The 24,795-nt window shown below is 74.4% G+C and carries 24 protein-coding genes; 13 read left to right on the top strand and 11 right to left on the bottom strand.

Annotated features, from left to right (window positions below):
* The first annotated feature begins 37 nt into the window (after nt 1-37).
* Both IO39_RS22680 and IO39_RS22685 read left to right on the top strand, forming a co-directional pair.
* Complete coding sequence (locus tag IO39_RS22680; protein ID WP_043626653.1) at nt 38-802, top strand: MerR family transcriptional regulator; 765 nt, start codon at nt 38-40, stop codon at nt 800-802.
* 261 nt (nt 803-1,063) lie between these two features.
* Nucleotides 1,064-2,368 carry an MFS transporter gene (locus IO39_RS22685; RefSeq protein ID WP_043626656.1) on the top strand — a complete coding sequence of 435 codons (1,305 nt, stop codon included), beginning with the start codon at nt 1,064-1,066 and terminating at the stop codon, nt 2,366-2,368.
* Between the two features lie 44 nt (nt 2,369-2,412).
* On the opposite strand, the gene IO39_RS22690 is transcribed toward IO39_RS22685, so the two are convergent.
* Nucleotides 2,413-3,309, bottom strand: coding sequence for a LysR family transcriptional regulator (locus tag IO39_RS22690; protein WP_245642144.1), 897 nt, complete (start codon nt 3,307-3,309; stop codon nt 2,413-2,415).
* A gap of 107 nt (nt 3,310-3,416) precedes the next feature.
* Between IO39_RS22690 and IO39_RS22695 the strand changes: the two genes are divergently transcribed.
* On the top strand, nt 3,417-3,893 hold the full coding sequence (locus IO39_RS22695) for a hypothetical protein (protein WP_052423228.1): 477 nt from the start codon (nt 3,417-3,419) through the stop codon (nt 3,891-3,893).
* Nucleotides 3,880-5,670 (top strand): multicopper oxidase family protein, encoded by a 1,791-nt coding sequence (locus IO39_RS57910; RefSeq protein WP_245642146.1) that lies wholly within the window; start codon nt 3,880-3,882, stop codon nt 5,668-5,670. The genes IO39_RS22695 and IO39_RS57910 overlap by 14 nt, the downstream gene beginning before the upstream one ends.
* Before the next feature lie 26 nt (nt 5,671-5,696).
* On the opposite strand, the gene IO39_RS22705 is transcribed toward IO39_RS57910, so the two are convergent.
* Nucleotides 5,697-6,353, bottom strand: coding sequence for a response regulator (locus IO39_RS22705; protein WP_043626668.1), 657 nt, complete (start codon nt 6,351-6,353; stop codon nt 5,697-5,699).
* Nucleotides 6,350-7,540: a sensor histidine kinase gene (locus IO39_RS22710; RefSeq protein WP_043626672.1), complete on the bottom strand. Its 1,191-nt coding sequence runs from the start codon at nt 7,538-7,540 to the stop codon at nt 6,350-6,352. Before IO39_RS22710 ends, IO39_RS22705 begins: the two co-directional genes overlap by 4 nt.
* Nucleotides 7,541-7,649: 109 nt before the next feature.
* Between IO39_RS22710 and IO39_RS22715 the strand changes: the two genes are divergently transcribed.
* From IO39_RS22715 to IO39_RS22725, 3 genes are all read left to right on the top strand, one after another.
* Nucleotides 7,650-8,639 (top strand): alpha/beta hydrolase, encoded by a 990-nt coding sequence (locus IO39_RS22715; protein ID WP_052423229.1) that lies wholly within the window; start codon nt 7,650-7,652, stop codon nt 8,637-8,639.
* Entirely contained in the window at nt 8,629-9,750 is a 1,122-nt protein-coding gene (locus IO39_RS22720; protein ID WP_052423230.1) for an acyltransferase family protein, read from the top strand. Before IO39_RS22715 ends, IO39_RS22720 begins: the two co-directional genes overlap by 11 nt.
* Nucleotides 9,751-9,831: 81 nt before the next feature.
* Complete coding sequence (locus IO39_RS22725) at nt 9,832-10,068, top strand: hypothetical protein (protein WP_043626675.1); 237 nt, start codon at nt 9,832-9,834, stop codon at nt 10,066-10,068.
* Nucleotides 10,069-10,133: 65 nt separating this feature from the next.
* Here the strand turns inward: IO39_RS22725 and IO39_RS22730 are convergent, their stop codons facing one another.
* Together IO39_RS22730 and IO39_RS22735 are read right to left on the bottom strand one after the other, a co-directional pair.
* On the bottom strand, nt 10,134-11,042 hold the full coding sequence (locus tag IO39_RS22730) for an oxidoreductase (RefSeq protein ID WP_043626676.1): 909 nt from the start codon (nt 11,040-11,042) through the stop codon (nt 10,134-10,136).
* Between the two features lie 156 nt (nt 11,043-11,198).
* Nucleotides 11,199-11,801 carry a PadR family transcriptional regulator gene (locus IO39_RS22735; RefSeq protein WP_043626679.1) on the bottom strand — a complete coding sequence of 201 codons (603 nt, stop codon included), beginning with the start codon at nt 11,799-11,801 and terminating at the stop codon, nt 11,199-11,201.
* A 112-nt stretch (nt 11,802-11,913) separates the two neighbouring features.
* On the opposite strand from IO39_RS22735, the gene IO39_RS22740 reads away from it, so the two are divergent.
* Together IO39_RS22740 and IO39_RS54670 are read left to right on the top strand one after the other, a co-directional pair.
* Nucleotides 11,914-12,543 carry a LysE family translocator gene (locus IO39_RS22740; RefSeq protein ID WP_043626682.1) on the top strand — a complete coding sequence of 210 codons (630 nt, stop codon included), beginning with the start codon at nt 11,914-11,916 and terminating at the stop codon, nt 12,541-12,543.
* Nucleotides 12,544-12,582: 39 nt separating this feature from the next.
* The gene (locus tag IO39_RS54670) at nt 12,583-12,747 is read left to right on the top strand and encodes a hypothetical protein (RefSeq protein ID WP_157548770.1); all 165 of its coding nucleotides are present in this window, start codon (nt 12,583-12,585) and stop codon (nt 12,745-12,747) included.
* On the opposite strand, the gene IO39_RS22745 is transcribed toward IO39_RS54670, so the two are convergent.
* The 3 genes from IO39_RS22745 to IO39_RS22755 form a co-directional block, all read right to left on the bottom strand.
* A complete protein-coding gene (locus tag IO39_RS22745) occupies nt 12,699-14,414 on the bottom strand; it encodes an ABC transporter ATP-binding protein (protein WP_043626686.1) in 1,716 nt (571 codons plus the stop codon). The two genes, IO39_RS54670 and IO39_RS22745, sit on opposite strands and share 49 nt — an antisense overlap.
* Entirely contained in the window at nt 14,411-16,255 is a 1,845-nt protein-coding gene (locus IO39_RS22750; protein ID WP_245642147.1) for an ABC transporter ATP-binding protein, read from the bottom strand. The genes IO39_RS22745 and IO39_RS22750 overlap by 4 nt, the downstream gene beginning before the upstream one ends.
* 107 nt (nt 16,256-16,362) lie before the next feature.
* The gene (locus IO39_RS22755; RefSeq protein WP_157548772.1) at nt 16,363-17,259 is read right to left on the bottom strand and encodes an alpha/beta hydrolase; all 897 of its coding nucleotides are present in this window, start codon (nt 17,257-17,259) and stop codon (nt 16,363-16,365) included.
* Nucleotides 17,260-17,354: 95 nt separating this feature from the next.
* Here IO39_RS22755 and IO39_RS22760 point away from each other — a divergent pair, with 95 nt between their 5' ends.
* Complete coding sequence (locus tag IO39_RS22760) at nt 17,355-18,389, top strand: PucR family transcriptional regulator (RefSeq protein WP_043626694.1); 1,035 nt, start codon at nt 17,355-17,357, stop codon at nt 18,387-18,389.
* Between the two features lie 289 nt (nt 18,390-18,678).
* Here IO39_RS22760 and IO39_RS22765 read toward each other — a convergent pair whose 3' ends face one another.
* Nucleotides 18,679-18,924, bottom strand: coding sequence for a hypothetical protein (locus IO39_RS22765; RefSeq protein ID WP_043626697.1), 246 nt, complete (start codon nt 18,922-18,924; stop codon nt 18,679-18,681).
* A 573-nt stretch (nt 18,925-19,497) separates the two neighbouring features.
* Here IO39_RS22765 and IO39_RS22770 point away from each other — a divergent pair.
* Complete coding sequence (locus tag IO39_RS22770) at nt 19,498-20,520, top strand: zinc-dependent alcohol dehydrogenase family protein (protein WP_043626926.1); 1,023 nt, start codon at nt 19,498-19,500, stop codon at nt 20,518-20,520.
* Nucleotides 20,521-20,547: 27 nt separating this feature from the next.
* Here IO39_RS22770 and IO39_RS22775 read toward each other — a convergent pair whose 3' ends face one another.
* Nucleotides 20,548-21,984, bottom strand: a complete 1,437-nt coding sequence (locus IO39_RS22775; protein WP_043626700.1) for an FAD/NAD(P)-binding protein — start codon at nt 21,982-21,984, stop codon at nt 20,548-20,550.
* A gap of 192 nt (nt 21,985-22,176) precedes the next feature.
* Here IO39_RS22775 and IO39_RS22780 point away from each other — a divergent pair, with 192 nt between their 5' ends.
* Both IO39_RS22780 and IO39_RS22785 read left to right on the top strand, forming a co-directional pair.
* Nucleotides 22,177-23,256 carry a helix-turn-helix transcriptional regulator gene (locus IO39_RS22780; RefSeq protein WP_043626702.1) on the top strand — a complete coding sequence of 360 codons (1,080 nt, stop codon included), beginning with the start codon at nt 22,177-22,179 and terminating at the stop codon, nt 23,254-23,256.
* A gap of 165 nt (nt 23,257-23,421) precedes the next feature.
* On the top strand, nt 23,422-23,967 hold the full coding sequence (locus IO39_RS22785; RefSeq protein ID WP_211267116.1) for a hypothetical protein: 546 nt from the start codon (nt 23,422-23,424) through the stop codon (nt 23,965-23,967).
* Here IO39_RS22785 and IO39_RS22790 read toward each other — a convergent pair.
* The gene (locus IO39_RS22790) at nt 23,856-24,743 is read right to left on the bottom strand and encodes a helix-turn-helix transcriptional regulator (protein ID WP_084773294.1); all 888 of its coding nucleotides are present in this window, start codon (nt 24,741-24,743) and stop codon (nt 23,856-23,858) included. The genes IO39_RS22785 and IO39_RS22790 overlap by 112 nt on opposite strands.
* Nucleotides 24,744-24,795 lie beyond the last annotated feature (52 nt).

Genomic DNA, 24,795 nt, shown 5'->3' on the forward strand with positions numbered 1-24,795 from the left:
TGACGTTGACGCCGCGTCAAGGTCTTTACTGGGTGGCATGCGGATCGGAGAGCTGGCCGCGCTGCTCGGGGTGTCCACCCGGACCGTGCGCCACTACCACCACCAGGGCGTGCTGCCGGAGCCGCCGCGCCTGGCCAACGGCTACCGCGAATACGGCATGCGCGACGCCGTCGCCCTGGCCCGCGTGCGCCGCCTGGTCGCGCTCGGCCTGAGCCTGGACGAGGCCCGCGACGTCATCGCCGCCGACCGGTCCAGGGAGCTGCCCGAGATCCTCGCCGAGATCGACGCCGACCTGGCCGCTCAGGAGCGGGAGATCCGGCAGCGGCGGGCCCGCCTGGCCGAGATCCTGCGGCGGGCCGAGGACGGGATGCTCGGCCCCGACGACACCGCCTCCCCCGACCTGCTGGCCGTCCTGCGCCAGGTGCAGGCGCCCGCGTCCAAGGCGGCGGCCTGGGACCGCGACCTGCTCCTGCTGATGGACGGCCTGTCCACCGGGCCCGACCGGCAGAGCGCCTTCGGCCTGCTCGACGCGCTGGCCGCCGATCCCGCGGCCCTGGCCACCGGGCGCGAGTTCTACCGCAGGATGGACGAGCTGGCCGAGGCCGACCCCGCCGACCCCCGCGTCGGGCCGCTGGCCGAGCTGCTGGCGGACTACAGCGTGGAGCACCTGCTCCGCGAGTTCGGGCCCGACGCGCGCGAGCTGGACCTGCGGCAGCTCGACTCCTTCCTCGACGGGCTGAGCCCCGCGCAGGCCGAGGTCGTACGCCGGGCGATCCGGCTCATCGCCGCCCGCCTGCGCTGACCGCGGCACGCACCGTCGTCCGTGTTCGTCCGTGTTCGTCCGTGTTCGTCCGTGTTCGCACGGGTGGCGTTTATTGGCTTGGTGCCCTAGCTCTTGGTCGGTAGAGTGCCTTGGCCCCCAGATCCCCCTGTATCGCTCATATGATCGGAGTTGAGCGCTCGTGAGCCAGCAGGCCGGCACTCGTGCCCGCGCCCGCGACGAGTCCGCGCCGGGCGACCGGGTCCACGACGCGACCCGCACCGCGAGCGGAGGCGGCACCGGATGACCGCGACCACCCGATGGCGGCGCAACGTCGCCTTCTTCCTGACCGGGCAGACCGTGTCGCTGTTCGGCTCGATGATCGTCCAGTACGCCGTGATGTGGTGGGTGACGCTGGAGACCCGGTCCGGGCTGGCGATCGCCCTCTACGCGGTGGCCGCGTTCCTGCCGCAGGGCCTGATGTCGATCTTCGGGGGCGTGCTCGCCGACCGGATGAACCGCCGGGTGCTGGTCATGGCCGCCGACGCCATCATCGCCGGGGCGACGCTGCTGCTCGCGGTGCTGATGGCCAACGGCGTAGAGGACCTGTGGATCGTCCTGCTGGCCGTGGCGGTGCGCTCGCTGGGCGCGGGCGTGCAGACGCCCGCCGTGCAGGCGATGATCCCGCAGATCGTGCCCGGCGAGCAGCTCATGCGCGTCAACGGGATCTTCCAGACCATCCAGTCGGCGATGGCCCTGCTCGCCCCCGCCGCCGCCGCCGTCATCTTCAACGCGTACGGGCTCGTCCCCGTCTTCTTCCTCGACGTGGTCACCGCCGTGATCGGGATCGGCCTGCTGGCCCTGGTCGCCGTGCCGACGCTGGAGCGGGTGGCCGAGTCCACCACCTCCTACCGGCAGGACCTGGCCGAGGGCATGCGCTACATCCGCACCCACGCGATCGTGCGCTGGCTGCTCATCGTGTACGCGGTCATCTTCCTGCTCACCGTGGCGCCCTCGTTCGTCACGCCGCTGCTGGTCGCGCGTACCTTCGGCAGCGAGGAGTGGATGCTGGCGACTCTGGAGATCGCCTTCAGCCTCGGCATGATGCTCGGCGGCGTGCTGATGTCCACGGTGCTGGCCAGGCGCAGCCCGATCGGCCTGATCCTGGTCGCCGTCTACGGCTTCGGGCTGGTCACCGTGGCGCTCGGCCTGAGCGGCAACCTGTGGGTGTTCTTCGGTTTCATGTTCGTGTTCGGGCTGCTGGTGCCGCCGTTCTCGACGCCGTTCATGACGCTGATCCAGGAGACCGTCGAGCCGGCCATGCACGGGCGCGTGTTCAGCTACGTCGGCATCGTGATGGCGATGGCGACCCCGATCGGGATGGCGGTGTTCGGCCCACTGGCCGACGTGGTCAGCGTGCAGGTCATACTCATCGCCGCCGGGCTGGCCGCCATCGCGGTGATCGCGATCGCCACCCGCGTGCCCTCCGGCCGGGCCACCATCGCCGCCGCCCGCGCTCACGCCGGGCGCGACCCCGATGCCGGGCCTCTGCCCGAGGCGGAGGCCGAGGGCACGACGGGCCGCACGTCCACGCCCGGCGGCGTCTGAACGACGACGCCACGCCCGCCCGCCTCTCCCATGGCGAGCGGGCGTCAGGCGCCCGGGCTCCAGTCCCAGCCGGTGATCGTGGCGCGCATCAGGCGGGCGGCCGTCGGCAGGTGGCCGTCGGCGCTCCAGTGCAGGGTGACCGTACGGCGGCAGTCGGGGCTGTCCACGGGCAGCCAGGCGACGCCGCCCGGCGCGGCGCCCGGCGGGGCGCCCCGGAGGGCGAAGGCGGGCACCAGGCCGATGCCGAGCCCCGCGCCGATCAGCTCCGCGATCGCGCTCGGCTCGTCGCTCTCGCAGACGATCCTCGGCGCCTGGTCGCGCGCGGCGAAGAGCCGGTCGAGCAGCCGGCGGATCCAGTGCCCCTTGCGGGCGGTGATGAAGGGCTGATCGGCGAGGTCGTCCACGCTCACGGACGCGCGCCCCGCGAGCGGGTGATCGAGCCGCATGGCCACCCCCACCGCCTCCTCGAACAACCGCGCCGACTCCAGCCCCGCCGCGTGGATCGGCTGCGAGGTGACGCAGAGATCGACGTCCTGGGCCCGCAGGCGGCGGGCCATGTCCTCGGCGGGCGACCAGTGGAGCTGGATCTCGACGGCCGGATGGGCGCGCTTGTACGCCGCCAGCGGCCCGGTGAGCGTGAGGAAGGTCTCCGACGCCAGCCGCACGGTGCCGGCTCCCCCGCTCGCGGTCGCGGCGACGGCGCGCCGCCCGGCTTCGAGCTCGCCGAGGGCACGGTCGACGTGGTCGCGGAAGAGCCGGCCCGCGTCGTTCAGCCGGAGCCGCCCGCTGCGGTCGAACAGCGGCGCGCCCAGCTCGCTCTCCAGCCGGGCGATGGTACGGCTCAGCGACGGCTGGGCGACGCGCAGCTCGTCGGCCGCCCGGCTGAGGTGCTCCAGCCGGGCCACCACCAGGAACTGCCTGAGCGAGTTCAGCTCCATCATGCCTCCCGGAGCATAACGTCATAGCGATATTGATCTTAGACAAGATAGCTCACGAGGCATACCGTCGGGAGCGTTCGTCCATCGACCTCACTGTGAGGAGGATTCTCATGCTCACCCCCGTTCAGGGCGCCGGCGGCGGGAAGCCGGCGCGGCCGGAGGAGCAGGGCCGTTCCCCGTCCGCCGCCGCGCGCCGTACCGGGCCGATCGGGCGGGTCTTCCAGGCCGTCGTCAGCGCGCACCTGGCGGCGATCGTCGCCCAGCCGGTGTTCGCCGGGGTCTATCTGAGCGGCGACTTCGACGGCCTGCGCTGGCACGGGCTCGGCGCCGACGTGGCCAGCTCCATCGGGTACGCGCAGGCGATCGTGGCCGTCGCGGTCTGGGTCCGGCTGCGCCGGGCCGGGCCGTTCGTGGCCACGGCGGGGGTGGTGGCGGCCGAGACGGTGCAGTACTTCGCCGGCCTGGACGGGGCGTTGTGGCTGCACGTCCCGCTGGGCGTGATGACCATCGCCGCGCTCGTCGTCCAGTTCGTCGCCGTCTGGCGCCGGCCCCTCCTGCGGCGGGAGGCCCGCGATGCCCGAGCCTGACGCAGTGCCCGAGCCTGACCAGCGGCCTGAGCGTGACGAGGCGCGCGGGCGTGACGAGGGGCTCCGGCAGGACGAGGGGCGCGAGCGGCCGGGAATGAGCAGGCGGCGGCTGCTGGGCATCGGCGGGGCGCTCGGCCTGATGGCCACCACCGGGCTGTCGGCCTCGGCGGCGCTGGCCCGCCGCCCGTCCTTCACCGGCGCGGAGCTGCGCAGCGCCGTGCCGCTGCCGCCGCCTTTCCAGGTGCCGCTGCCGATCCCCGCCGTGCTGCGGCCGGTCGCCACCTCGGGCGGCGCCGACCGGTACGAGATCACCCAGCGCGAGGCGAGCGCCGAGATCCTGCCCGGGATCAGGACGCCGCTGTGGACGTACGAGGGCGCCTTCCCCGGCCCGACGATCGAGTCCCGGCGCGGCCGGCCGGTCACCGTGACGCACCGCAACGCGTTGCCCGTGCCGACCGTCGTGCACCTCCACGGCGGACGGACCCCGGCCGACTCCGACGGCTACCCGACCGACCTGGTGCTGCCCGAGGGCTGGCCCCAGGCGGTCACGCCCGCGGGCCCCGGCGCCCACCCGGCGCGAAACCCGCACCAGGGCCCGCACGCGAACGGCACGCACCCCGGGCACGGCACTCCCCCGGGACAGAGCACGCCTTCCGGGCACGGCACGCCTTCCGGGCACGTCATGCACGACCCGCGCGCCGTGGTGACCAGGCTGACCCGCGACTACACCTTCCCGCTGGACCAGCGGCCGGCGCTGCTGTGGTACCACGACCACCGCATGGACTTCACCGCCCCCGCGATCTGGCGCGGCCTGGCCGGGCTGCACATCGTCCGCGACGACGCCGAGGATGACCTCGGCCTGCCCGCCGGCCCGCGCGAGCTGCCGCTCCTGATCACCGACCGCGCCTTCGCCGCCGACGGCACGCTCGACTATCCCGCGCTCGACCCCGCCCTGCGCGACCGGCCGGGCGTGCGGGAGCCGTACATCGCCGGGGTCCTCGGAGACGTGATCCTGGTCAACGGCGCCCCCTGGCCCGTGCACGAGGCCGACGCGGCCCGTTACCGGCTGCGCGTGCTCAACGCCTCCAACGCCCGTCACTACGAGCTGGAGGCGATCACCGACGACGGGCGCCGGCTCGACCTGGTGCAGATCGGCGCCGACCAGGGGCTGCTCGCCGCGCCGGTCACCCACCGGCTGCTGCCGATCGCCCCCGCCGAACGGTACGACGTGATCGTCGACTTCTCCGGCGTGCCCGTGGGCGGCCTCGTCAGGCTGGTCAACCGGCTGGGCTCCGGCCGTACGCGGGACGTGATGGCCTTCCGCGTCGCGCGCCGGGCCGCCGACGACAGCCGCGTGCCGCGTACCCTCTCCACCGACCTGCCGGACTGGCGCCGGTCGGACGCCGTGCGGGTGCGCGACTTCTCCTTCCGCGCCGGGCGGATGCGCGGCGGCCACGGCTGGCTGATCGGCGGGCTGCCGTTCGACCCGGCCCGCACCGATGTCACCGCCCGGCTGGGCGACGTCGAGGTGTGGCGGCTGGTCGCGGACGTGCACCATCCCGTCCACCTGCACCTGGCCGGCTTCCGGGTGCTCTCGCGCGGCGGCCGCCCGCCGCTGCCGCACGACGCGGGCCTGAAGGACACCGTCTCCCTGCGGCCGGGCGAGTCGGCGGAGATCATCACCCGCTTCGACGGCTACCGCGGCCGTTACCTCTTCCACTGCCACAACGCCGAGCACGAGGACATGGGCATGATGGCCAACCTCGAAATCGTCTGACGCCGCTTCGACTGCTTGCCATTCGATCACCTCGACGGTGACACCAGGCCCGCCTCGTAGGCGAGGATGACGAGCTGAACCCGGTCGCGCGCATCGAGCTTGCTCAGCAGCCGGCCCACATACGCCTTGACGGTGGCGACGCTGATGACCAGGTCGGCGGCTATTTCCGTATTGGTCAGGCCGCGCGCGATCAGGGTGAGGACCTCGCGTTCGCGCTCCGTGACGCCCGCCAGCTCCCGCGGTGCGGGATCGGGCGCGGGGCGATCGGCGAACGCCTCGATCAGCCGCCGGGTGACGCCCGGCGCGATCAGGGCGTCGCCGGCGGCCACGACCCGGACAGCGGTGAGGATGTCGTCCAGGGCCATGTCCTTGACGAGGAATCCGGACGCGCCCGCGCGGAGCGCGCCGTAGACGTAGTCGTCCTCGTCGAACGTGGTCAAGACGATGACGTGGGCCCGGCTGGGGCCCTGGGCGATCAGCCGGGTGGCCTCGATGCCGTCCATGACGGGCATGCGAATGTCCATCACCACGACATCGGGGTCCAGTTCCTCGGCCAGCCGGACGGCCTGCAGCCCGGTCGCGGCCTCTCCGACGAGTTCGAGGTCGGCGGCGTCGGTTATGACCATCTGCAGGGCGGCGCGGATCAGCGGCTGGTCGTCGGCCAGGACGACGCGGACGGTCATCGCGCTTCGGCGGTCAGGGGCAGGCGGGCCGTGACCCGGAAGCCGCCCTCGGCGCACGGTCCGGCGGAGAAGCCGCCCCTCAGGAGGTTGACTCTCTCCCGCATCCCGACCAGGCCATAACCGCCCTCTGGCGTGTGGCGGGGGCCGCGTCCCTCGTCGAGGACCTCGACGGCCAGCTCGTCGTCCCGGTAGTCGATCGACACCCGGCACCGGCTCGTGCCGGCGTGGCGCACCACGTTGGTGATCGCTTCCTGGATGATGCGGTAGGCCGAGACGTCGATCTCCGCCGGCAGCGGGCGTCGTTCGCCCAGCCGGCGCACCTCGACGTGGACACCGGCATCCGCCGTCGTCGCCACGAGCTTGTCGAGGTCCGACAGGCCGGGCGGCGAATCGAAGGGCTGACTCTGCTCGCCGTGACGCATGACGCCGAGCATGCGACGCAAACCGGACAGCGTCTCCTGCCCGACCGTCTCGATGTCTCCGAGAGCCTGGCCCGCCCGGCCCGGCTGGGTGTCGATGATCCGGCGGGCGGCGCCGGCCTGCAGGGCGATGACGCCGATGCTGTGGGCGACCGTGTCGTGCAGCTCCCGCGAGATGCGCAGGCGCTCGTCGGCGACGGCCTGGGCGGTGGCCGTGGCGACCAGCGTGTCGGCGTGCTCGCGAGCCTGGCGTATCGAGTGGCCGACCAGCCAGGCGATGACCGCCGTCATGGCCACCGCCAGCTCCGCCGAGGTGCCGGTGGGCCAGCCGAGCAGCAGCCGGGTGGTCAGATAGCCGGCGAGCACGGTGAGCGCGCCCAGCAGGGCGATGATCCCGGTCCGGCGCGCGTGTTCGGCCGCGATGAAGTACAGAGCGGCATCGACCGCCAGGAACTGCGCCAAGGGAATCTCGCCCACACCCAGCGGCACACACGCGAGGACTGCGGCGGCGAGCAGCAGCCCCAGCGCCGGCAGCGGTCGCCGGCGCTGCAGGACACCGGCGCCGTGTGCCAGCACGGTGGCCACCGCCAGGTATGCCAGTCCGTCCCATTGGAAGAAGAACGGCCCGGCCAGCTTGGCGGGGCCGGACTCGCCGGGGAGCCTGATGCGGATGAGGAAGGTGAACACCAGGCCCGCCCACCAGGCGATGACCGTCCACGCGCCGGGTGGGATCCGTTTCAGCGGTGGCAGGGGCGGTGTCACGTGCATGACCGAAATCGTAACGGCGCGTCCGAAACCCGGCATCGGACCACGGGTGTACGACCAGGGGCTACCGGTACCACCGTGAATGCCGACGGCGGTCCGATGTGTCGCAGGCATGGCCTGCGACACCGTCGATCGGGTGATCCACGTCAATGTGTCCCGTCTGCGCCGCTGCCTGCTGGCCGCCTCCATCGCCGCTGCGGTGGCGGTGCCGGTGACGGGGACGGCGCGTCCAGCGGCCGTCCCCGCTCCCGTCCCCGCCACCGGGTCCCCGCCACGGGTGGCGACCCCTGCGGCCTTGGCCGAACGCTACGCCGCCGTCCGTGGCGATGTCGTGGCCGCCGAGCGGATGGCCGCCGGCCACGGCCACCGGCGGCGGGCCGCGATGCTGCGCGCCATGGCCGATCCCGCGCGCCGGTTGCTGTCCTTCGACGGCCGTGACGGCGGCCGTGCCGTCGAGGTCTTCGGCGACCTGGCGGCGGCCGGGCGCATCGCCGTGCTGGTTCCCGGCGGCGACACCCACCTGGACAAGTACGGGCTCCTGCGCGCAGGCGCGCTGCGACTGAGCCAGGCGCTCGGCGGCCGGTCCGCGGTCATCGCCTGGCTCGGCTACCGCACCCCCCGCACGGTCAGCCTGGCGGCGCTCACCGCCGGCCGCGCCGACGAGGCCGCGCCGGCGTTGCGCGCCTTCGTACGGGAGCTGGCCGCGCTCAAGGCCGCGGCCCGGATCACCCTGATCTGCCACTCCTACGGCAGCGTGGTCTGCGGCCGGGCCGCGCCGGGGCTGGACGTCGCCGGCATCGTGCTGATCGGCAGCCCCGGCGTCACCGCCGAGGATGCCGGCGCGTTGCGCACCCCAGCGACCGTCTGGGCCGGCCGGGGAAGCCGTGACTGGGTCGCCCAAGTGCCGCACACGCGGCTCCGCCTGCCGTTCGTCACCGTCGGATTCGGCGCCGACCCGATCTCCGCGGGCTTCGGCGCCCGCGTCTTCCCGGCCGGCGACGGCGGGCACAGCGACTATTTCCGAGCCGGCTCCCCGTCGCTGGCGAACATCGCCCGCATCGTCTCCGGACAGCCCGCTGCCGAGGCTCGCGGTGTTCTCTGAGCTCGCCCGGCACGTCGAGGCGGAAACCCCGGCCGGCCGCGACCGTGCTCTCGACGCGCTGCGAGCCATGGCCATCGGCGGCGTGGTGCTCGGTCACTGGCTGGTGACCGCGCTGGTCGCCGAGAGCGGGACCGTACGCGTTAGCAGCCCGCTGCGGCACATGCCCTACCTCGCCCCCGCCTCCTGGATCCTGCAGACCATGGCGCTCTTCTTCCTGGTGGGCGGGCAGGTGGCCGCCAGGAGTCACGCCTGCGCCCGGGGCGGGAACCTCACCTACGGGCGATGGCTGGGCACGCGGATGGCCCGGCTGTTCCGGCCGGTCGCCGCCGTGGCGGCGTTCTGGGGCCTGGCGGCGGCGGTGATGCTCGCCCTCGGAGCGGATCCGGCGACCGTGAACGCGCTGGCCAAGCTGGTGTGGTCGCCGCTGTGGTTCCTGCTGCTCTTCGCCGCCTTGACGGCGCTGACCCCGCTGGTCACCCGGCTGCACCCGGGGTGGCCGCTGGCCACGGTCGCCTTCGTCGACCTGGTCCGGTTCGGCCTGGGCGGGCCCGCCTGGATCGGCTGGGTCAACCTGGCGGCGGGCTGGCTGGTGCCGTACTGCCTGGGCGCGGCCTGGGCCCGCGGCCACCTGCGCACGCGCGCGACCGGGTGGGCGCTGCTGCTCGGCGGCACCGCCGCCACGGCCGCGCTCGTGCTGTGGGGCGGGTACCCGGCCTCCATGGTGGGGGTCCCGGGTGCCCGGATCTCGAACCAGTCCCCACCCACGATCGCGGCCGTCACCTTCGGTCTCGCCCAGTGCGGGGCGGCGCTGCTGCTGCTCGGCCCGCTCCGCCGGGTACTGTCGCGGCCCGCCGCCTGGGCGTTCGTGGCGCTGGCGAACCTTTCCGCGATGACGATCTTCCTGTGGCACCAGACCGCCATGATCGCGGTCACCGCGCTCGGTCTGCTCACCGGCCGGACCCTGCCGGGTCTGCACACCGTCCCGGACGGTCCGGCCTGGCTGTCGGCCCGGTTGGCCTGGTTGCCGGCGTTCGCGCTGGTCCTGCTCATGTGCCGAGCCGCCTTCCATGCCCACGGATATCGACGGCAGGAGGCGCGCCGGCCCATCTAGAGACGGGCCGCGATCCGGACCAGGGCGGCGACGGCTCTGGAGCGGCTGTGCCAGCTGCTCCTGTACGACGGCGAACGGCGGGTGGCCACGGTGCTCAGCCTGAGCTGCGGCGAGATCGTCTCGATGGCGCTGGACCGGTCGGGCCGGCATCTCCTGGCCGGCAAGGACAACGAGAGCGACTGGGTGGCCGGCAACCGGCCGTGCGGAGGCGCGGAGCACGAGCTGCTCCGCGTCGGCCTCACCCCGGCGGCCGGCGGCGCCTACCCCCACAGGGTGGTCTGGCGGGGCGGCGGCTACGTCGGCGGATTCGCCTGGTGACCGCCGGCCCCGAGGGGCCGGGGCCGGCGGCGCGCTCAGGGGCGTGGCCAGGGGGCGGCGTGCGGTCAGGGGGCGGGGATGCCCGCGTCCTGGAGGAGGGTCAGCTCCTCCGGCGACAGCCGCAACCCGCCGGCGGCCACGTTCTCGGCGAGGTGGGCGGGGTCGCCGGTGCCCGGGATGGCCAGCACGTGCGGGCCCTGTGCCAGCGTCCAGGCCAGCCGGACCTGGGCCGGGGTGGCCCCGTGGGCGCGGGCCACGGCGAGGACCGCCTCGTCCTCGGCCGCGCCCGCCCCGGCCTCGCGGCCGGCGCCGGCGATCGCGAAGAACGGCACGTACGCGATGCCCTGCTCGCCGCAGATCCGCAGCAGCTCCCGCTCCGACGCCGGCGCGCCGATGCCGAAGGCGTTCTGCACGCAGACCACCGGCGCGACGGCCCGCGCCTCGGCCAGCTGCGCCGGGGTGGCGTTGGAGACGCCGAGGTGCCGGACGAGCCCGGCCGCGCGCAGCTCGGCCAGCGCGCCGAAATGCTCGGCGATCGAGCCGTCCCGCGCGCTCCTCGGGATGCGCAGGTTCACCACGTCGAGGTGCTCGCGGCCGAGCTGGCGCAGGTTCTCCTCGACCTGGCCGCGCAGCTGCCCGGGCTCGGCCCACCACCACTCGCCGGACGGGTCGCGTCCCGCCCACACCTTCGTGGCGATGACCAGATCGTCCGGGTACGGGGACAGCGCCCGGTTGATCAGCTCGTTGGCCGACAGCAGCGGCGAGAAGTAGAACGCGGCCGTGTCGATGTGGTTCACCCCGAGCTCGACCGCCCGGCGCAGCACGCCGACGGCGCGCTCGCGGTCGCCCGTGACGCCGGAGCCGAAGGCGACCCGGCCCGTCAGGCGCATCGCGCCGAACCCGATCCTGTTGACCGTCAGGTCGCCGAGCCGCCAGGTGCCCGCCGACGCCGCCGTACAGGTGAATGTGGTCATGCTGAATTCCTCGTGTCAGGTGGAGAGTGTGTGACGGACGGCGGCGCGCGGAGAGGGCGCCGCCGGCGTCGAGCCCGGTCGTTTCCGGGCATGAAAAAAGCCTCCCCGGCGGGCGGCGGCCCGGCCGAGAAGGCTTCAGCGGTGAAGATCAGAATATCACGGCTCGCCGAGCACCTGCTCCAGCAGCTCGCGCCGGAGGGTGCCCTGCCAGCCGAGCTCGCCCGACTCCAGCCGCGCGATGAGCCCGCGCACCCAGGTCAGCTCGGTCTCGCTCAGCGCCCGCTCGTAGTCGACCTCGATCATCAGGGCGTCGGGCAGGCCGCTGTCCTTCATGGCCTTCAGGTGCCCGCTCATCCCGGCCAGCGCCCCTTCGAGCGCCGCCGCCCTGGTGCGCAGGGCCTGCAGCGCGGCCGGCACCGGCAGGACCCCGATCAGCGAGACGGCCGCCGTGAACGTGCGGCGCTCCTGCCCCGGATCCTCCAGCAGCGCGCGGAGCCGGGTCGCCAGCTCGCGGCGGCCCTCGTCGGTGATCTCGTAGACCGTGCGCTCCGGCCTGCGGCCCTCTCTGCTGGTCTCGACGGGCGTGATCAGCTCCTCGCCCGCGAGCCGCTCGACCGCGTGGTAGAGGCTCCTGGGCAGCCCCGTCACGTAGTCCTTGTGCGTGTCGACGATGAAGCGGTGCAGCTCGTACGGGTGGCCGGCGCGCACCGACAACATGGCCAGCACGGTGAGGCCGACCAGGTCAGGACGCCGTGCCATGGTTCCCCTTTCGTCATGCACTGTGCACCCTAGCGCAGACCGTCATGCCCGCCGCCATAGTGCGCCGCGCACCCCCGGACGCGGGGGATGCCGGAGATGGCACAATCGCCCGGTGCCTATTGATCCACATCTGCTCGCCGTGTTCACGGCCACCACTGTTGTCGCCCTGGTCACCCCGGGGCCGGACATGCTGTTCGTGCTGGGGTGCGGCCTGCGCGGCGGCGCCCGCGCCGGGCTGCTGGCCACGCTCGGCGTGATCACCGGCGACGCGATCTACGTCGCCGCTGCCGCCGCCGGGCTCGCCGTGCTGCTGACCACGTTCCCCGTCGTGTTCACCGTGTTGCGGCTGGCGGGGGCCGCGTACCTGATCTATCTCGGTGTCCAGATGGTGCGCAACCGCAAGAAGGCGCAGGCCGGTGAGCCGGGCGGCGGCGGGATGACGGGACGGCGCGCCTACCTGAACGGGGTCGTGTCCGCCATGGCCAACCCGCAGACGTTCACGTTCATGGTGGCCTTCCTGCCCCACTTCATCGATCCCGCCGCGGGGCCCGTCTGGTTGCAGTTCGCCATCCTCGGCGCCGTGCTGATCATCCTGGAGTTCCTGGCCGACGCGACGGTGGGCGTGCTGGCGGGACGGATCGGCGGCTGGCTGCGCGCCCGCCAGGCGGTCCGCCGCCGCATCGACGCCGCGACCGGCACCCTCTTCATCGGCCTCGGCATCACCCTCGCCGCAGAACGCTGACCCCGTGGCCCCGGCGGGGGATGGCCGGGGCCGCGTGCCATGCAGGCCCGGCTCCCCCGCCTGGGCCGCAGCATCGTGCTGCCGGCCGTGGGCGACGACTCCGAGCGCCGGGCCGACCTGCTCGACCTGCTGCTCGACGACGTCACCCGGGTGTCTCACTCGGGCCCGGACGGGGTCAGGGACAGATTCCAGAACTCGGCGTAGCGGCCGTGGCGGCGCAGCAGGTCGTCGTGGGAGCCCGCTTCCACGACGCGGCCGCCGTCCAGGAAGACGATGTGGTCGGCGCGGCGCACGGTCTTCAGCCGGTGCGCCACCATCACCACCGTCCGGCCCGCCATCAGGCGGTCGATGCCCTCGTGCACGGCCGCCTCGTTGATCGGGTCCAGGGCGGAGGTCACCTCGTCCAGCAGCACGATGGGCGCGTCCTTCAGCAGCGCCCGCGCGATCGAGACCCGCTGGCGCTCGCCGCCCGACAACAGCGCGCCGCCCTCGCCGACGTTGGCCGCCCATCCGCCGGGCAGCCGGGCGACGACCTCGTCCAGGCGGGCCGCGGTGGCCGCCGCCCGGACCTCGGCCTCGGTCGCGCCGGGACGGCCGAGGCGGACGTTCTCCTCGATCGTGCCGTCGAAGAGGTAGACGTCCTGGAAGACGATGGCGATCCGGGCCATCAGCGCCTCGGCGCCGATCGCGCGCACGTCCGCGCCGCCCACGCGCACCGCGCCCCCGTCCACGTCGTGGAAGCGCGCGATCAGTTGCAGCAGGGTGCTCTTGCCCGCGCCCGACGGCCCCACGACGGCCAGCCGCCGCCCCTCCGGCACCGACAGCGACAGCCCGTCGATCACCGTGCGGCCGCCCTGCCGGAAGGTGACCGAGTCGAACTCCAGCCCGTGGCCCGCCGGATGGACGGGCTCGGCGGGCTCGGGCAGCGGCTCGGTGCGCAGCACCGCGTCGAGCCTGGCCAGCATGTGGCGGGTGGCGCGTGCCGAGCCGCCGAGATGCGCCAGCGACAGCAGCGGGTCGGCGCAGCGCGCGGCGAGCACCAGGATCGCCAGCACCTCCGCCGCGCCGGCGTCCCCGCCGAGCGCCAGGTAGGCGCCCAGGGCGAGCAGCGCGGTGAACACCGCCTGCACCGTGAACGTCAGGCCCAGCACGCCCGGCAGCGACGACAGCGCGGAGCGGCGGGCGGCCCGGTGCAGCCCGGACAGCGCGTCGTCGAGCGCGCCGAAGCGCTCCGCGGTCCGCCCGCCGGCCCGCAGCACCGGCTGGGCCTGGAGGTACTCGACGACTCGCGCCGTGGCCTCGTCGCCGCGTTCGGCGCGCTCGGCGTCCCCGGCGGCCGTCGAGCGGCCCGTCCAGACCTGCACCAGCGCCACGACCGGCACGGCGGCCAGCGCGGCCAGCCCCATGAGCGGGTCGAACGCGAGCAGCACGACGACGATCGTCAGCGGGGTCACGCCGGCGGAGATGAGCGGCCCCAGCAGGTGCGCCACCGCGCCCATCGCCTGGAGGACCCCCTCGCTGGCCAGCACCGACACCTCTCCCACGCGGCGGGCGGTGAACCAGCCGAGCGGAAGCCGGGCCAGATGGTCGCCGAACCGGTGGTAGACGCCGCGCAGCAGCGCGGTCCCGACGCGGAACCCGGCCAGGTCGCTGCCGTAACGCAGCGCCGCGTAGCCCGCGACGGCGGCCCCGAACGCGATCAGCCAGGGCCGGGCGTCGGCGGGCGTGCCGCCGAGCAGCGCCCGCAGCACGGGGACCAGCAGGGCGTAGGACAACCCCTCGGCCACGGCCGCCGCCGTCATCAGGGCCACGGTGCGGCGCAGCGGCGGGGCGTAGGCGGGGCCCAGCAGGCGCAGCAGCATTCGGATCATCGCAGCTCGTCCCCTCGCCGCACGCCGTCGCCGGCGCCGGCCTCTTCGGTGGTCGCGGAGTGGTGTGAGCGCCAGAACGCGGCGAATCTCCCGTTCCGCGCCAGCAGTTCGGCGGGGCTGCCGTGCTCGACGACGGCCCCGCCCTCCAGCATCACGACGGTGTCGGCGTCGGCGACGGTCTCCAGCCGGTGGGCGATGACCAGCACCGTACGGTCCTCCGCCCGCGCCGCCAGGGCCCGGCGCACCGCCTGCTCGGTACGCGGATCGGCGAAGGCCGTGGCCTCGTCGAGCACCAGCACGGGCGTGTCGGCGAGCAGCGCGCGGGCGATCGCGATCCGCTGCGCCTCTCCCCCGGACAGCTTGACGTCCTCGCCGATCACGGTGTCGTACCCGTGCGGCAGTTCGAGGATGCGGTCGTGCAGGTTCACCAGCGCGGCGACGCGCCGGATGTCGCCGGGGGCGGCGTGCGGCACCGCCAGCGCGATGTTGTCGGCGACCGACGCGCGCAGCAGGCGGACGTCCTGGAAGACGAAGGAGACCTTCCTGTGCAGGTCCGCGCTGCGCAGCTCGCGCAGGTCCACGCCACCCAGCAGGACCGAGCCGCGGGTCGGGTCGAAGAACCTGGGCAGGAGCCGCACCAGCGTGGACTTGCCGCTGCCCGAGGGTCCGACGACGGCGGTGATCGTGCCGGGCTCCAGCACCAGGTCGATGCCGCGCAGCACCTCGCGGCCGGGGGCCTGGCCGGCCTCGTGATCGGCCCCGTGGCCTGCCTCGCCGCCTGCCTCGCCGTCTGCCTTGTGGCCTGCCCCGCCGTCTGCCTCGTAGCCGAAGTGGACGCCGCGCAGCTCCACCCGGTGCCCCCGGGGCTCGGCCGGGCGGGCCGGCTCCGGCAGCGGGCGCACCGCGAGCACGTCCCTGATCCGGCCGAGGGCGCGCCGGGCGGCCTGGAGGTCGTCGAAGCCGTGCCCGAGCGCCGCCACCGGGGCGGTCAGTCCCAGGCCCAGGAGCAGGAAGGGCAGCAGGTCCGGCGCGGCCATGGAGCCGTCCGTGATCAGCGCCGCGCCGCCGGCCAGCACGACCAGCAGCACGAACGGCGGCGACAGGGCCAGTTGCATCCCGGCGGCGATGCTCGACAGGCCGCGCACCCAGCGGCTCATCGTGCCGGCGAAGTCCTCGGCGGCGGTGCGGAAGGCGCGGTGGGCGCGCTCGCCCCCGCCGAACGCCTTGACCACCGCGATGCCCTGCACGAACTCGACGGCGGCGCTGGAGATCCGTCCCATGCCCGCGTCGAGCTCCTTCTCCTCGCGCTGCCGCCGGGGGGTCATCATCAGCGGGACCAGCGCCACCGCCAGCGCCACCGGGATCATCGTGATCAGCGTGAGCCGCCAGTCCACGGTGAACAGGTAGATCAGCGAGACCAGCGGCACCACGAACGCGGAGGTCAGCTCGCCGGGGAAGTGGGCGATGAGCGGGTGCACGGCGCTGACGTCCTGTCCCACGACCTTGGCCAGCTCCCCGGTCCCGCGCCGGGAGAACCAGCCGAGCGGCACCCGCCCCAGCCGCTCGGCCAGCAGCCGGCGCAACGACAGCTGCACCCGGGCGTCGAGGAGGTGCCCGATGCCGGACGACGCGGCCGTGAACAGCAGCCGCACCAGCAGGCCGGCCGCGCCGGCGAGCACGACGGCCCAGGCGTGGGCGTGGTCGGCCGGGCCGGGCGCCAGCAGGGTGCGGCCCAGCTCGGCGACCGCCAGCAGCGGCGCCAGGCCCGCGATGCCGCCGATCACCTGGAGGGCGACGACGGCGGCGAAACTCCCCGCGTGCGGGCGCAACAGGCCCGCCACGCCCGGTGACCCCAAGCCCGTTGACGCCACGTCCGCTGACGCCACGCCCGTTGACGCCGCGGCCTCGGTCGCGGTGGCGGTTCCGGCGCCGGATGAAGCGGCCGGGCTCATCCGATCAGGGCGCGGCGCAGGACCACGCTGAGCTCGGCGAGCTGCCGCTGCGACACCTCGGCGGACAGGATCGCCTGCGACCCGTGGAAGGTGCCGGCCCACTGGTGCAGCTCCACGGACACGCCGGCCTGCAGCAGGCGCAGCGCGTACGCGATGTCCTCGTCTCGGTTGGGGCACAACTCGGCGGTGGCGATGTAGGCCGGCGGCAGGCCGGACAGGTCGGTGGCGCGGGCCGGGGCGGCGTACGGCGTGGCGGGCCTGCCGTCCAGGTAGTGCCCCCACGCCAGGGAGACCTTGGCGCGGTTCATCCAGGGCGTGTCGGTGAAGGCGCGCGCCGACCACGTCTCCTGCCGGTCGTCGAGCGCGGGCTGGTTGAGCAGCTGGAAGCAGATCGCCGGCCCCTGCTCGTCACGCGCCCGCAACGCCGTCGCCGCCGCGATCCCGCCGCCGGCGCTGTGCCCTCCGACCGCGATCCGCTCCGGGTCGAGCCCGAGCCCGGCCGCGTTCGCCGCCACCCAGGTCAGCACGGCGTACGCGTCGTCCAGCGCGGCCGGGAACGGGTGCTCGGGCGCCAGGCGGTAGTCCACCGAGATGACCACGGCCCCGGTGTCAGCGGCGAGCCGGGCGGCCCACGGGTGCTCGGTGTCCAGGTTGCCCATCACGAAACCGCCGCCGCGCAGCCAGACGATCGCGCCCTGGGCCTGGTGCGGCCGGTAGATCCGGACCGGCACGTCGCGCTCGGCGGGGACCATGAGGTCCTCGATCTCCATGCCCGAGACGTCCGGCGCGGGCACCGCGACCGCCAGCTTGGCGTAGTGTTCGCGGGCACCGGCCGGGTCGGACAGCTCGGTGCGGGGAAACAACGGGATGAACGCTTCAAGTTCGGGATCCATGCCGGACATCCTCGTGGCCGCCGCCCTCCGGATCATCCGCCAACTGTCGGGCATCTCCCCCCGATCATGCACCGATCGGCGCATACCCTTGAACCATGGAAGCCCTGGCGGTACGCCTGTCCCACCTGGACTCGGAGGCGGGAGGCGCGATCCGGGTCGTCATGTTCTACGACACGCTGATGCGCCGGCGGGTGGACCTGCCGGCGCTCGTCCGGGCCTCGGCGAACCTGGCGGAGTGCGTGACCGGCATCCGCCTGCACGGCACGGGACGGGTCATCCGCATCTCCCCCGACGGCAGGGAGGCGGCCACGCCGCCGGCGCCCGCGTCCACCACGCTGCCGATCGTCCTCGACGACGAGGAGATCGGCACGGTGTGGTTGGAGCGCCCCGGCCCGCCGGGCGCCCTCGACGAGCTGCTGCTGGACCGGCTGGCCATCGCCGCCGCGGGCGTCGTCGAACGGTACGGCCCGGCCCGCACCACCATGGCCGACCCCGCCCTCGTCGAGCTGGCGATCAGCTCCGACATCGACGAGGCGGCCAGGGCGCGGGCGCTGCGCCTGCTGGGTTTCCCGGCCGGCCTGCCGGTGCGCGTCGTCGCCGTGCGCTCGGAGCTGCCGCTCGACCGGATCGGCGGCCTGATCTGCCCGGCCCGCCCGGTGAAGGCGGCGCCGATCGCCGGCCTGGGCGTGCTGCTGGCCGGCGGCGTCGACCGGTCCCGCTTCCCGGAGGGCGTCCACGCGGGCATCGGCGCGGCCCCCTGCCCCGGCCGGTCCTGGCAGCAGGCCCGCATCGCGCTGCGCTTCACCACCCCGCGCCGCCAGGTCGTCCACTACGACGACCTGGGCGCCATGGCGCTGCTCGCGCAGGTGCCCCCGGAGGCCGCGCGGGACAACGCCGACGTGGTCGCGATCACCCGCGTCGCCGCCGACCCCGAGGACCTGGAGACCCTGGACGCCTACTGCGAGACCGGCTCGCTGCGGCGCGCCGCCGACCTGCTCCACCTGCACCACAGCAGCGTCGCCCGCCGGCTCGACCAGCTCGGAAGGGCTCTGGGCCTCGACCTCACCGAGCCCGCCGGGCTGACCCGGGCCAGGCTCGCCCTCACCACGTGGCGGCTGCTCGCCGACTGAGCGGCCCCGGGCCCCACCGCCCCGGCTCCAGCCGGACAGCGCGATGATGACCGCCAGGGACAGCCCGTCCACCATGACGCCGAGCCGGGCCGGCGGACCTGATGATCACCGGCAGGCCGTGGAGACGCCGGCGGAACTCGCTCACGCTCGCCCTCCGGGTGGCCCACGGCCGTTCCGCCGGCCTCTCCACTCCCTCCACCTGGCACCTCGCCCCGACCGGCCGGGCCCGCTGCGTGGAGGGTGGACAGGTCAGGTGGCCCCTCAAGGAAGGCGGAGGGACCGCCCCTGCTCACGACAGGTGACCGGCCGTATCATCCCCCTGCACCGCAGAGCGCAGCTCGCGCCATTCCCGAATGAACTTGTCGAGATTGAAGTTCTGGTTGTGCGCGGCCTCTCGCATTGCAGCTTTGTACTCCTCCTCTGTCGGCATGAGGGGAAGCGGCGTGCCGCATCTGATGCACTTTTCTGCTTCCGGGTCGGAGGTGTGCAGCCCGCATCCGTCCTGCTGGCAGTAGCGCATCAGCTTGAAAACCACTATTGCTCTTTCATTGTGCCGTCACAGCCCGGCCTCTTACAGCTGCCGGAATTCGTCCCGGTGGCGGCACAGGTATCGCATTTGTAGATCGGATTCGAAGGCATATTGCCCCCCTTCGTCGTTCCCGCGTATGCCCCAGTGAGAGCTGGCCCAACCATAACGTAACCGCCACAGTCGGCCGGCTTCGTTTGCGGCGAAGCAGCATGTGCTGAACTGCTTGTCCTGATTGCGTTTCTAGAGCATCGAACCTGGATTCGACGCCGCTATGTTCCTATTCAGCATATGCAGAATCTATCAGCAGGAGCCGTGTGAAGCCCGTCCCCGCCAGGGCTGCTCTCGCACGGAGACCTCCTTCCCTCCTGGTCTTGCCGGTCTCCGGCGCGGCAACGCGGGCGCTCGCCCCTCCGGAGGGGGCATCCCCGCCATCCGGCCCGCGCCGCGTCTTTCGCCTACGTCGCCCTCACCCCCGTCTGACCTGCGTTTTTCCGGGAAGGTGAGCGGCGCGTCCCGTTGCGCGGCACCGGCCGGGCGAACGGGCTGCCGAGATCACCTGACGATCGAGGAGTGAACGACATGCGCGGTGTAGTGCTGCACGCCCCCGGCGACGTCCGGGTGGAGGAGCTCGCCGAGCCGCGGATCACCGCGCCGACGGATGCCGTGATCCGGCTGGCGGCGACGTGCATCTGCGGCTCCGACCTGTGGCCCTACCGCGGGGTGGACCCCGTCGAGCGGCCGATGCCGATGGGCCACGAGTACGTCGGCGTCGTCGAGGAGGTCGGCGGCGAGGTCAGGAACGTCAGGCCCGGCCAGTTCGTCGTCGGCTCGTTCGTCGCCTCCGACGGCACCTGCGAGATCTGCCGCTCGGGCTTCCCCTCCTCCTGCGTCAACCGGGTGTTCATGAACGAGGTCGGCACCCAGGCGCAACGGGCCCGCATCCCGCACGCCGACGGCACCCTCGTGGCCACCCCCGGCATGCCGGGGCCGGAGCTGATCCCGAGCCTGCTGGCCGCCTCCGACGTGCTGGGCACCGGCTGGTTCGGCGCGTGGGCCGCGCAGGCCGGGCCCGGGAAGACGGTCGCGGTGGTCGGCGACGGCGCGGTCGGCCTGCTGGCCGTGCTGGCCGCCGGGCGGCTCGGCGCGGAGCGGATCATCGCCATGAGCCGGCACGAGGCACGCCAGCGGCTGGCCCGGGAGTTCGGCGCCACCGACATCGTCGCCGAGCGCGGCGACGACGGCGTGGCGCGGGTCAAGGACCTCACCGGCGGGCTCGGCGCGCACTCGGTGGTCGAGGCGGTCGGCACCCAGGAGTCGATGCGGCAGGCCATCGGCTGCGCCCGTCCCGGCGGCCACGTCGGCTTCGTGGGCGTCAACCACGACGTCGCGCTCAGCGGCGAGGAGCTCTTCCTCGCCCAGGTCAGCCTGCTCGGCGGCCCGGCCCCGGTGCGCCGGTTCCTGCCCGAGCTGATCGACCTCATCTTCGACGGCGAGATCGACCCCGGCAAGGTGTTCAACCTCACCCTGCCGTTGCAGGAGGCCGCCGAGGGCTACCGGGCCATGCACGAGCGCCGCGCCACCAAGACCCTGCTGACCCTCTGAGCGACTCCGCCCGCCCCGCGCGGCCGGTCAGCCGGTGTGCGCGGCCCACAGCTCGCGGGCGGCGCGGGCGCCCGCGGCGGCGACTCCGGGGATGCCCGAGGTGATGAACGGGCCGCCGCCGGCCAGGTCGCCCACCACGTGCAGGCGCGGGCCGGCCGGGACCAGCCCGCCCGACGGGTGCAGCGTGGCCATCCCGCCGGCCAGCAGGGACGTGACCAGCGGCTCGGCCGCGCGGGGCACCGCCTGGGGCGGCGGGTTCACCGCGTTGACGACCACGTCGGCGGCCAGGTCGCCACCGTCGCCCCGGACCAGGAACCCGCCCGCCACGGCCTCGATCTTGCGTACGCCCGCCGCCATGGCGAGCTGCCCGGACTCGAACAGCCGCAGCAGGGCGGCGGCGTTCACCGGCACCATGGGCGAGGCCACGCTGGTGGCCAGCCGGAAGTGGCCGCGCAGCCGGTCGCGGTCGGGCTCGGGCAGCAGCCGCCAGGCGTGCGGCCCGACGGTGTGGGCGGTCTCCTGGAGCACCCGCCGCCCGATCCGCGGGTCGCCGACGGCGTCCAGTTGCCGGCGCAACCGCCGTACGGGCTCCTCCGAGCCCGCCGCGAGCAGCTCGGCCGTGAAGTCCGCGAAGTCCTCGCCCGCCTCGGCCAGCTCGGCGCGGAGCAGCCCGGCGAGGCCGGCGAGGGTGACGCCGCCGTCCGCGCGGGACAGCGCCGCCACCCGCGCGGCCGTCACGTGCACGGGCCGGTGGCCGAGGGGACGCTGCCAGACGTGCGGCAGCAGGCCGCTCCGCGACACCAGCGTGATCCGCCCGGCATGGCCGCCCGCGGCGAGCGACACCACCACGTCCACGGCGGTCAGCCCGCTGCCGATCACCGCGACGTGGGCCCCGGCCGGGATGTGGCCGCGCGTGCGCGCCAGCGGGTACGGATCGCCCACGAACCCCGGCGCGCCGTCCAGGCCGTAGTGGTCCTGCGGCGTCCCCCCGCCCACGCACAGCACCACCTGGTCGGCCGGATGCTCGCGCCCGTCCTCGGTGCGCAGCGCCGGCCCGGGGTCCCCGCCGGAGCGGGTCACCGCGACGACCCGGGCGGCGACGACCCGCGTCCGCCACCCGCGCCCGCGCAGCGCGGCCAGGGCCGCCTCGGCGGTGTCGGCCAGGTAGTCCCCGTAGAGCGCGCGCGGCACCAGCGGCTGTCCCAGCAGGCCGTCCAGGTGGGCGGCGGCCCGCTCGGGCCCCAGCCAGGCGGCGTAGTGCCCCGGGTCCCCGTGGCGGATCGACATGATGGCGGGCGGGGCGTTGACCAGCACGCTGTCCAGGTCCGGCGCGTACGGCCGGCCCCGCCACAGATGCGCGGACGGCTCGAAGACCGTGACCTCCCCCGGCCCCGCCTCGCCGGCCGCCAGTGAGTCCAGCAGGCCGGCCGCGGCGGCGCCGCCTCCGATGATCGCGATCCGCATGACGTTTCCTCCCCTTGTTCGCGAACAGGCCCTGCCGATCCTCGTGACGGCCGGGGCCGCGCTCCATTCCCCGGCTGCGGGGGATCCGCGCGGAATGACCCCCTCAAATGGGGGGTTGGCGGAAGAAGGGAGAACGGGCAGGCTGGCCGCGTCCGACTCTCGTCCGTGACCCGGCGCCGGAAGGAAGCCCTCGTGACGCACCCGTACCGCCCCGCCGAGATCCTCTCGGCCGCCGAACGGTCCGCCGACCCGCTGGAGCTCTTCAGCCGCGCCTCGGCCGGGCTGCGGCGGCACGTCCCGTTCGACGCGGCGGTGTGGACGGCCACCGATCCCGAGACGGGCCTGGTCACCGCGCCCATGCTGGTGGAGAACCTCGGCTCCGGCGAAGGATGCGCCGCCTACTGGGAGAGCGAGCTGCTGGAGGAGAACGTCCTGCCGTTCCGTGACCTGGCCCGCGCCGCCGTCCCCGTGGCCGGCCTGCGCGCGGCCACCGGCGACCTGCCCGCCCGCAGCGCCCGCTACCGCCGCCTGCTCGGCGGTCAGGGCGTGGACGACGAGCTGCGGGCCGTGCTGCGGATCGGCGACCGGCCGTGGGCCACGGTGAGCCTGTTCCGCATGGGGGCGGGGCCGGCGTTCGGCACGCGCGAGATCGCGCTGCTCGCCGACCTGTCCGCGCCGCTGGCCGACCGGCTGCGCCGGTTCGCCCGCCCGTCCGGTTCGCCCGCCGGGCCCGGCGCGGGCGCGCCCGGCCTGCTGCTGTTCGACGAGCACGGCACGGCCACGTCGATCAACGAGGAGGCCCGGCGCTATCTCGCACTGCTGCCGGACGGGCCCTCCACGCCCACGGCGCTCGGGCTGCGGCTGCCCATCTGGCTGGTCGGCACGACCCTGCAGGCGCGGGCCGTCGCCCGGGGCCACGATCGCGGCAGCGCCAGGATCCGCATCCGGACCCGCGACCTGCGGTGGCTGACCTGCCACGCCTCATGCCTGAGCGGCCCCGGCGGCCGGCCGGGCCCCACGGCGCTCGTCATCGAGCCCGCGCCTCCCGCCGACCTCGCGGTGATCGTCGCCCAGGCGTACGGGCTGACGCCCCGGGAGTTCGAGGTCGCCCGGTTCGTGGCGCGGGGCCTGTCCACCGCCGAGATCGCCACGGCCCTGTTCATCTCGCCCCACACCGTCCGCGGCCACCTCAAGGCCGTCTTCGGCAAGGCGGGGATCTCCAGCCGGGGCGAGCTCGTCGCCCACCTGTTCGCCGAGCCGAACCGGCCATAAGAGCCGGCGGTTGTCACGAGCCCTGGCCGCCGTACGCCCGATGCGGCCCGACCCGCGGCTGTCCGACCACGCCCCCGTCCGCCAGGGCCGGTGGGAGGTCGCCGGCCCGGCCCCGGCGGGCATCCTTCGACCGCCCGGCAAGTCTCCCCGCCCTACGGTCGGGCCATGAACGATTCCGCCACGCGAGTGACAGATCCCGCCACGCAGGTGACGGAGATGGTCGGCCACGTGCTCGGCCTGGCCGCCACCTGGACGCTCTGGGACGGCGTGCCCAGGCCGATCGACGGCCGCGTCTACACGCCGCACAAGGCGATCCGCCGGGTCGCCGACCACCTGGTCGACCATCTCGCCGAGGTGGAGGCGCGGCTGGCCGGGCGGGTGCCGTACCCGGATCATTGGCACGCTTCGGCGATCACGACCGCCGCGGACCTGGCCCCCTTCACCGAGCAGGACCTGGACGAGGCCCGCAGCAGGCTCACCCGGCTGGCGCAGATCTGGGCCGTGCGCCTGGACGCGCTCTCGCCCGGCGAGCTCGACCGCTCGCCGGGCGAGGGCTGGAGCATCCGCGCGATCGCCGAGCACCTGGCCGGCTCGGTCTACTACGCCGACGCGGTCGGCGACCTCAGGCCGGACGGCCCGGCCTCCGGCGCCGGTGTGGCCGGTGGCCCCGGAAAGGGCGGAGGCTCATCGTCCTCGCCGGCCGGGGTGTAGATCACCACGTGCAGGCCAGGGTGGTCGGCGGGCGCCAGGCGGTGGTGCTCGTAGCGCAGGACGCCCTGCTCCGGGTGGCGGAAGACGCGCAGGCGGGAGGCGAAGCCCTCGATGCGGTGGTCCTGCCAGGCGGCGCGGAACGGCCCGCTGGTCCGCAGGAGGCGCTGGACGATCGGGGAGCGGGCCAGGTCGCCGAGGCGGGGCCCGGCCTCGGCGCGGAACTCGGCCAGGAAGCGGCGGCTGGTGGTCTCCCAGTCGGGCAGCAGGTCGCGCACGTAGGGGTCGGTGAAGACCAGCCACAGCAGGTTGCGCTCGGGCGGGGCGACGGTGGCGACGTTGGGGTAGAGCGCGGCGTAGGCGGCGTTCCAGCCGGTGATCGCCCAGTCGGGGGCGATGGCGTAGGCGGGGAAGCCGGCGAGCGCGTCGAGCAGCCGCCGCACGTGGCCGGGCGCCGCCTGGCCGGCCGGCTCCGCGGCCGGGGGCAGCGGCGTGTAGCCCGCCAGGGAGAGCATGTAGGCGTGCTCGGTCGCGCTCACGCGCAGGGTGCGGGCCAGGGCGTCGAGGACCTGGCGGGAGGGCTGGATGTCGCGGCCCTGCTCCAGCCACGTGTACCAGGTGGCGCTCACTCCGGAGAGCGTGGCGACCTCCTCGCGGCGCAGCCCGCCCCGCCTGCGCGGCCCGGCCGGGGGCAGGCCCACCGCCGTGGGGTCGAGGTGCGCGCGCCTGGCGCGCAGGAAACTGCCCAGTTCCGCCCGCCGCTCGGCCGCCGTGCTCATGCCGGCCAGCGTACTGCTGGTAGTGGGAGTACTAGCACAACGGGCGTCTTCG

It is taken from the genome of Nonomuraea candida (genome assembly GCF_000725485.1).
Taxonomy (GTDB): domain Bacteria; phylum Actinomycetota; class Actinomycetes; order Streptosporangiales; family Streptosporangiaceae; genus Nonomuraea; species Nonomuraea candida.

Excerpts from the sequence above, each read along its gene's own strand:
- IO39_RS22775 (WP_043626700.1), bottom strand. The coding sequence starts at position 21,984 with ATGCGGATCGCGATCATCGGAGGCGGCGCCGCCGCGGCCGGCCTGCTG.
- IO39_RS22770 (WP_043626926.1), top strand. The coding sequence starts at position 19,498 with ATGCGCGGTGTAGTGCTGCACGCCCCCGGCGACGTCCGGGTGGAGGAG.
- IO39_RS22680 (WP_043626653.1), top strand. The coding sequence starts at position 38 with ATGCGGATCGGAGAGCTGGCCGCGCTGCTCGGGGTGTCCACCCGGACC.
- IO39_RS22685 (WP_043626656.1), top strand. The coding sequence starts at position 1,064 with ATGACCGCGACCACCCGATGGCGGCGCAACGTCGCCTTCTTCCTGACC.
- IO39_RS22790 (WP_084773294.1), bottom strand. The coding sequence starts at position 24,743 with ATGAGCACGGCGGCCGAGCGGCGGGCGGAACTGGGCAGTTTCCTGCGC.
- IO39_RS22785 (WP_211267116.1), top strand. The coding sequence starts at position 23,422 with ATGAACGATTCCGCCACGCGAGTGACAGATCCCGCCACGCAGGTGACG.
- IO39_RS22735 (WP_043626679.1), bottom strand. The coding sequence starts at position 11,801 with ATGGCACGGCGTCCTGACCTGGTCGGCCTCACCGTGCTGGCCATGTTG.
- IO39_RS22690 (WP_245642144.1), bottom strand. The coding sequence starts at position 3,309 with ATGATGGAGCTGAACTCGCTCAGGCAGTTCCTGGTGGTGGCCCGGCTG.
- IO39_RS22745 (WP_043626686.1), bottom strand. The coding sequence starts at position 14,414 with ATGATCCGAATGCTGCTGCGCCTGCTGGGCCCCGCCTACGCCCCGCCG.
- IO39_RS22715 (WP_052423229.1), top strand. The coding sequence starts at position 7,650 with ATGGCCTGCGACACCGTCGATCGGGTGATCCACGTCAATGTGTCCCGT.
- IO39_RS57910 (WP_245642146.1), top strand. The coding sequence starts at position 3,880 with ATGCCCGAGCCTGACGCAGTGCCCGAGCCTGACCAGCGGCCTGAGCGT.
- IO39_RS22730 (WP_043626676.1), bottom strand. The coding sequence starts at position 11,042 with ATGACCACATTCACCTGTACGGCGGCGTCGGCGGGCACCTGGCGGCTC.
- IO39_RS22695 (WP_052423228.1), top strand. The coding sequence starts at position 3,417 with ATGCTCACCCCCGTTCAGGGCGCCGGCGGCGGGAAGCCGGCGCGGCCG.
- IO39_RS22755 (WP_157548772.1), bottom strand. The coding sequence starts at position 17,259 with ATGGATCCCGAACTTGAAGCGTTCATCCCGTTGTTTCCCCGCACCGAG.
- IO39_RS22710 (WP_043626672.1), bottom strand. The coding sequence starts at position 7,540 with ATGCACGTGACACCGCCCCTGCCACCGCTGAAACGGATCCCACCCGGC.
- IO39_RS22705 (WP_043626668.1), bottom strand. The coding sequence starts at position 6,353 with ATGACCGTCCGCGTCGTCCTGGCCGACGACCAGCCGCTGATCCGCGCC.
- IO39_RS22760 (WP_043626694.1), top strand. The coding sequence starts at position 17,355 with ATGGAAGCCCTGGCGGTACGCCTGTCCCACCTGGACTCGGAGGCGGGA.
- IO39_RS54670 (WP_157548770.1), top strand. The coding sequence starts at position 12,583 with ATGCAGGCCCGGCTCCCCCGCCTGGGCCGCAGCATCGTGCTGCCGGCC.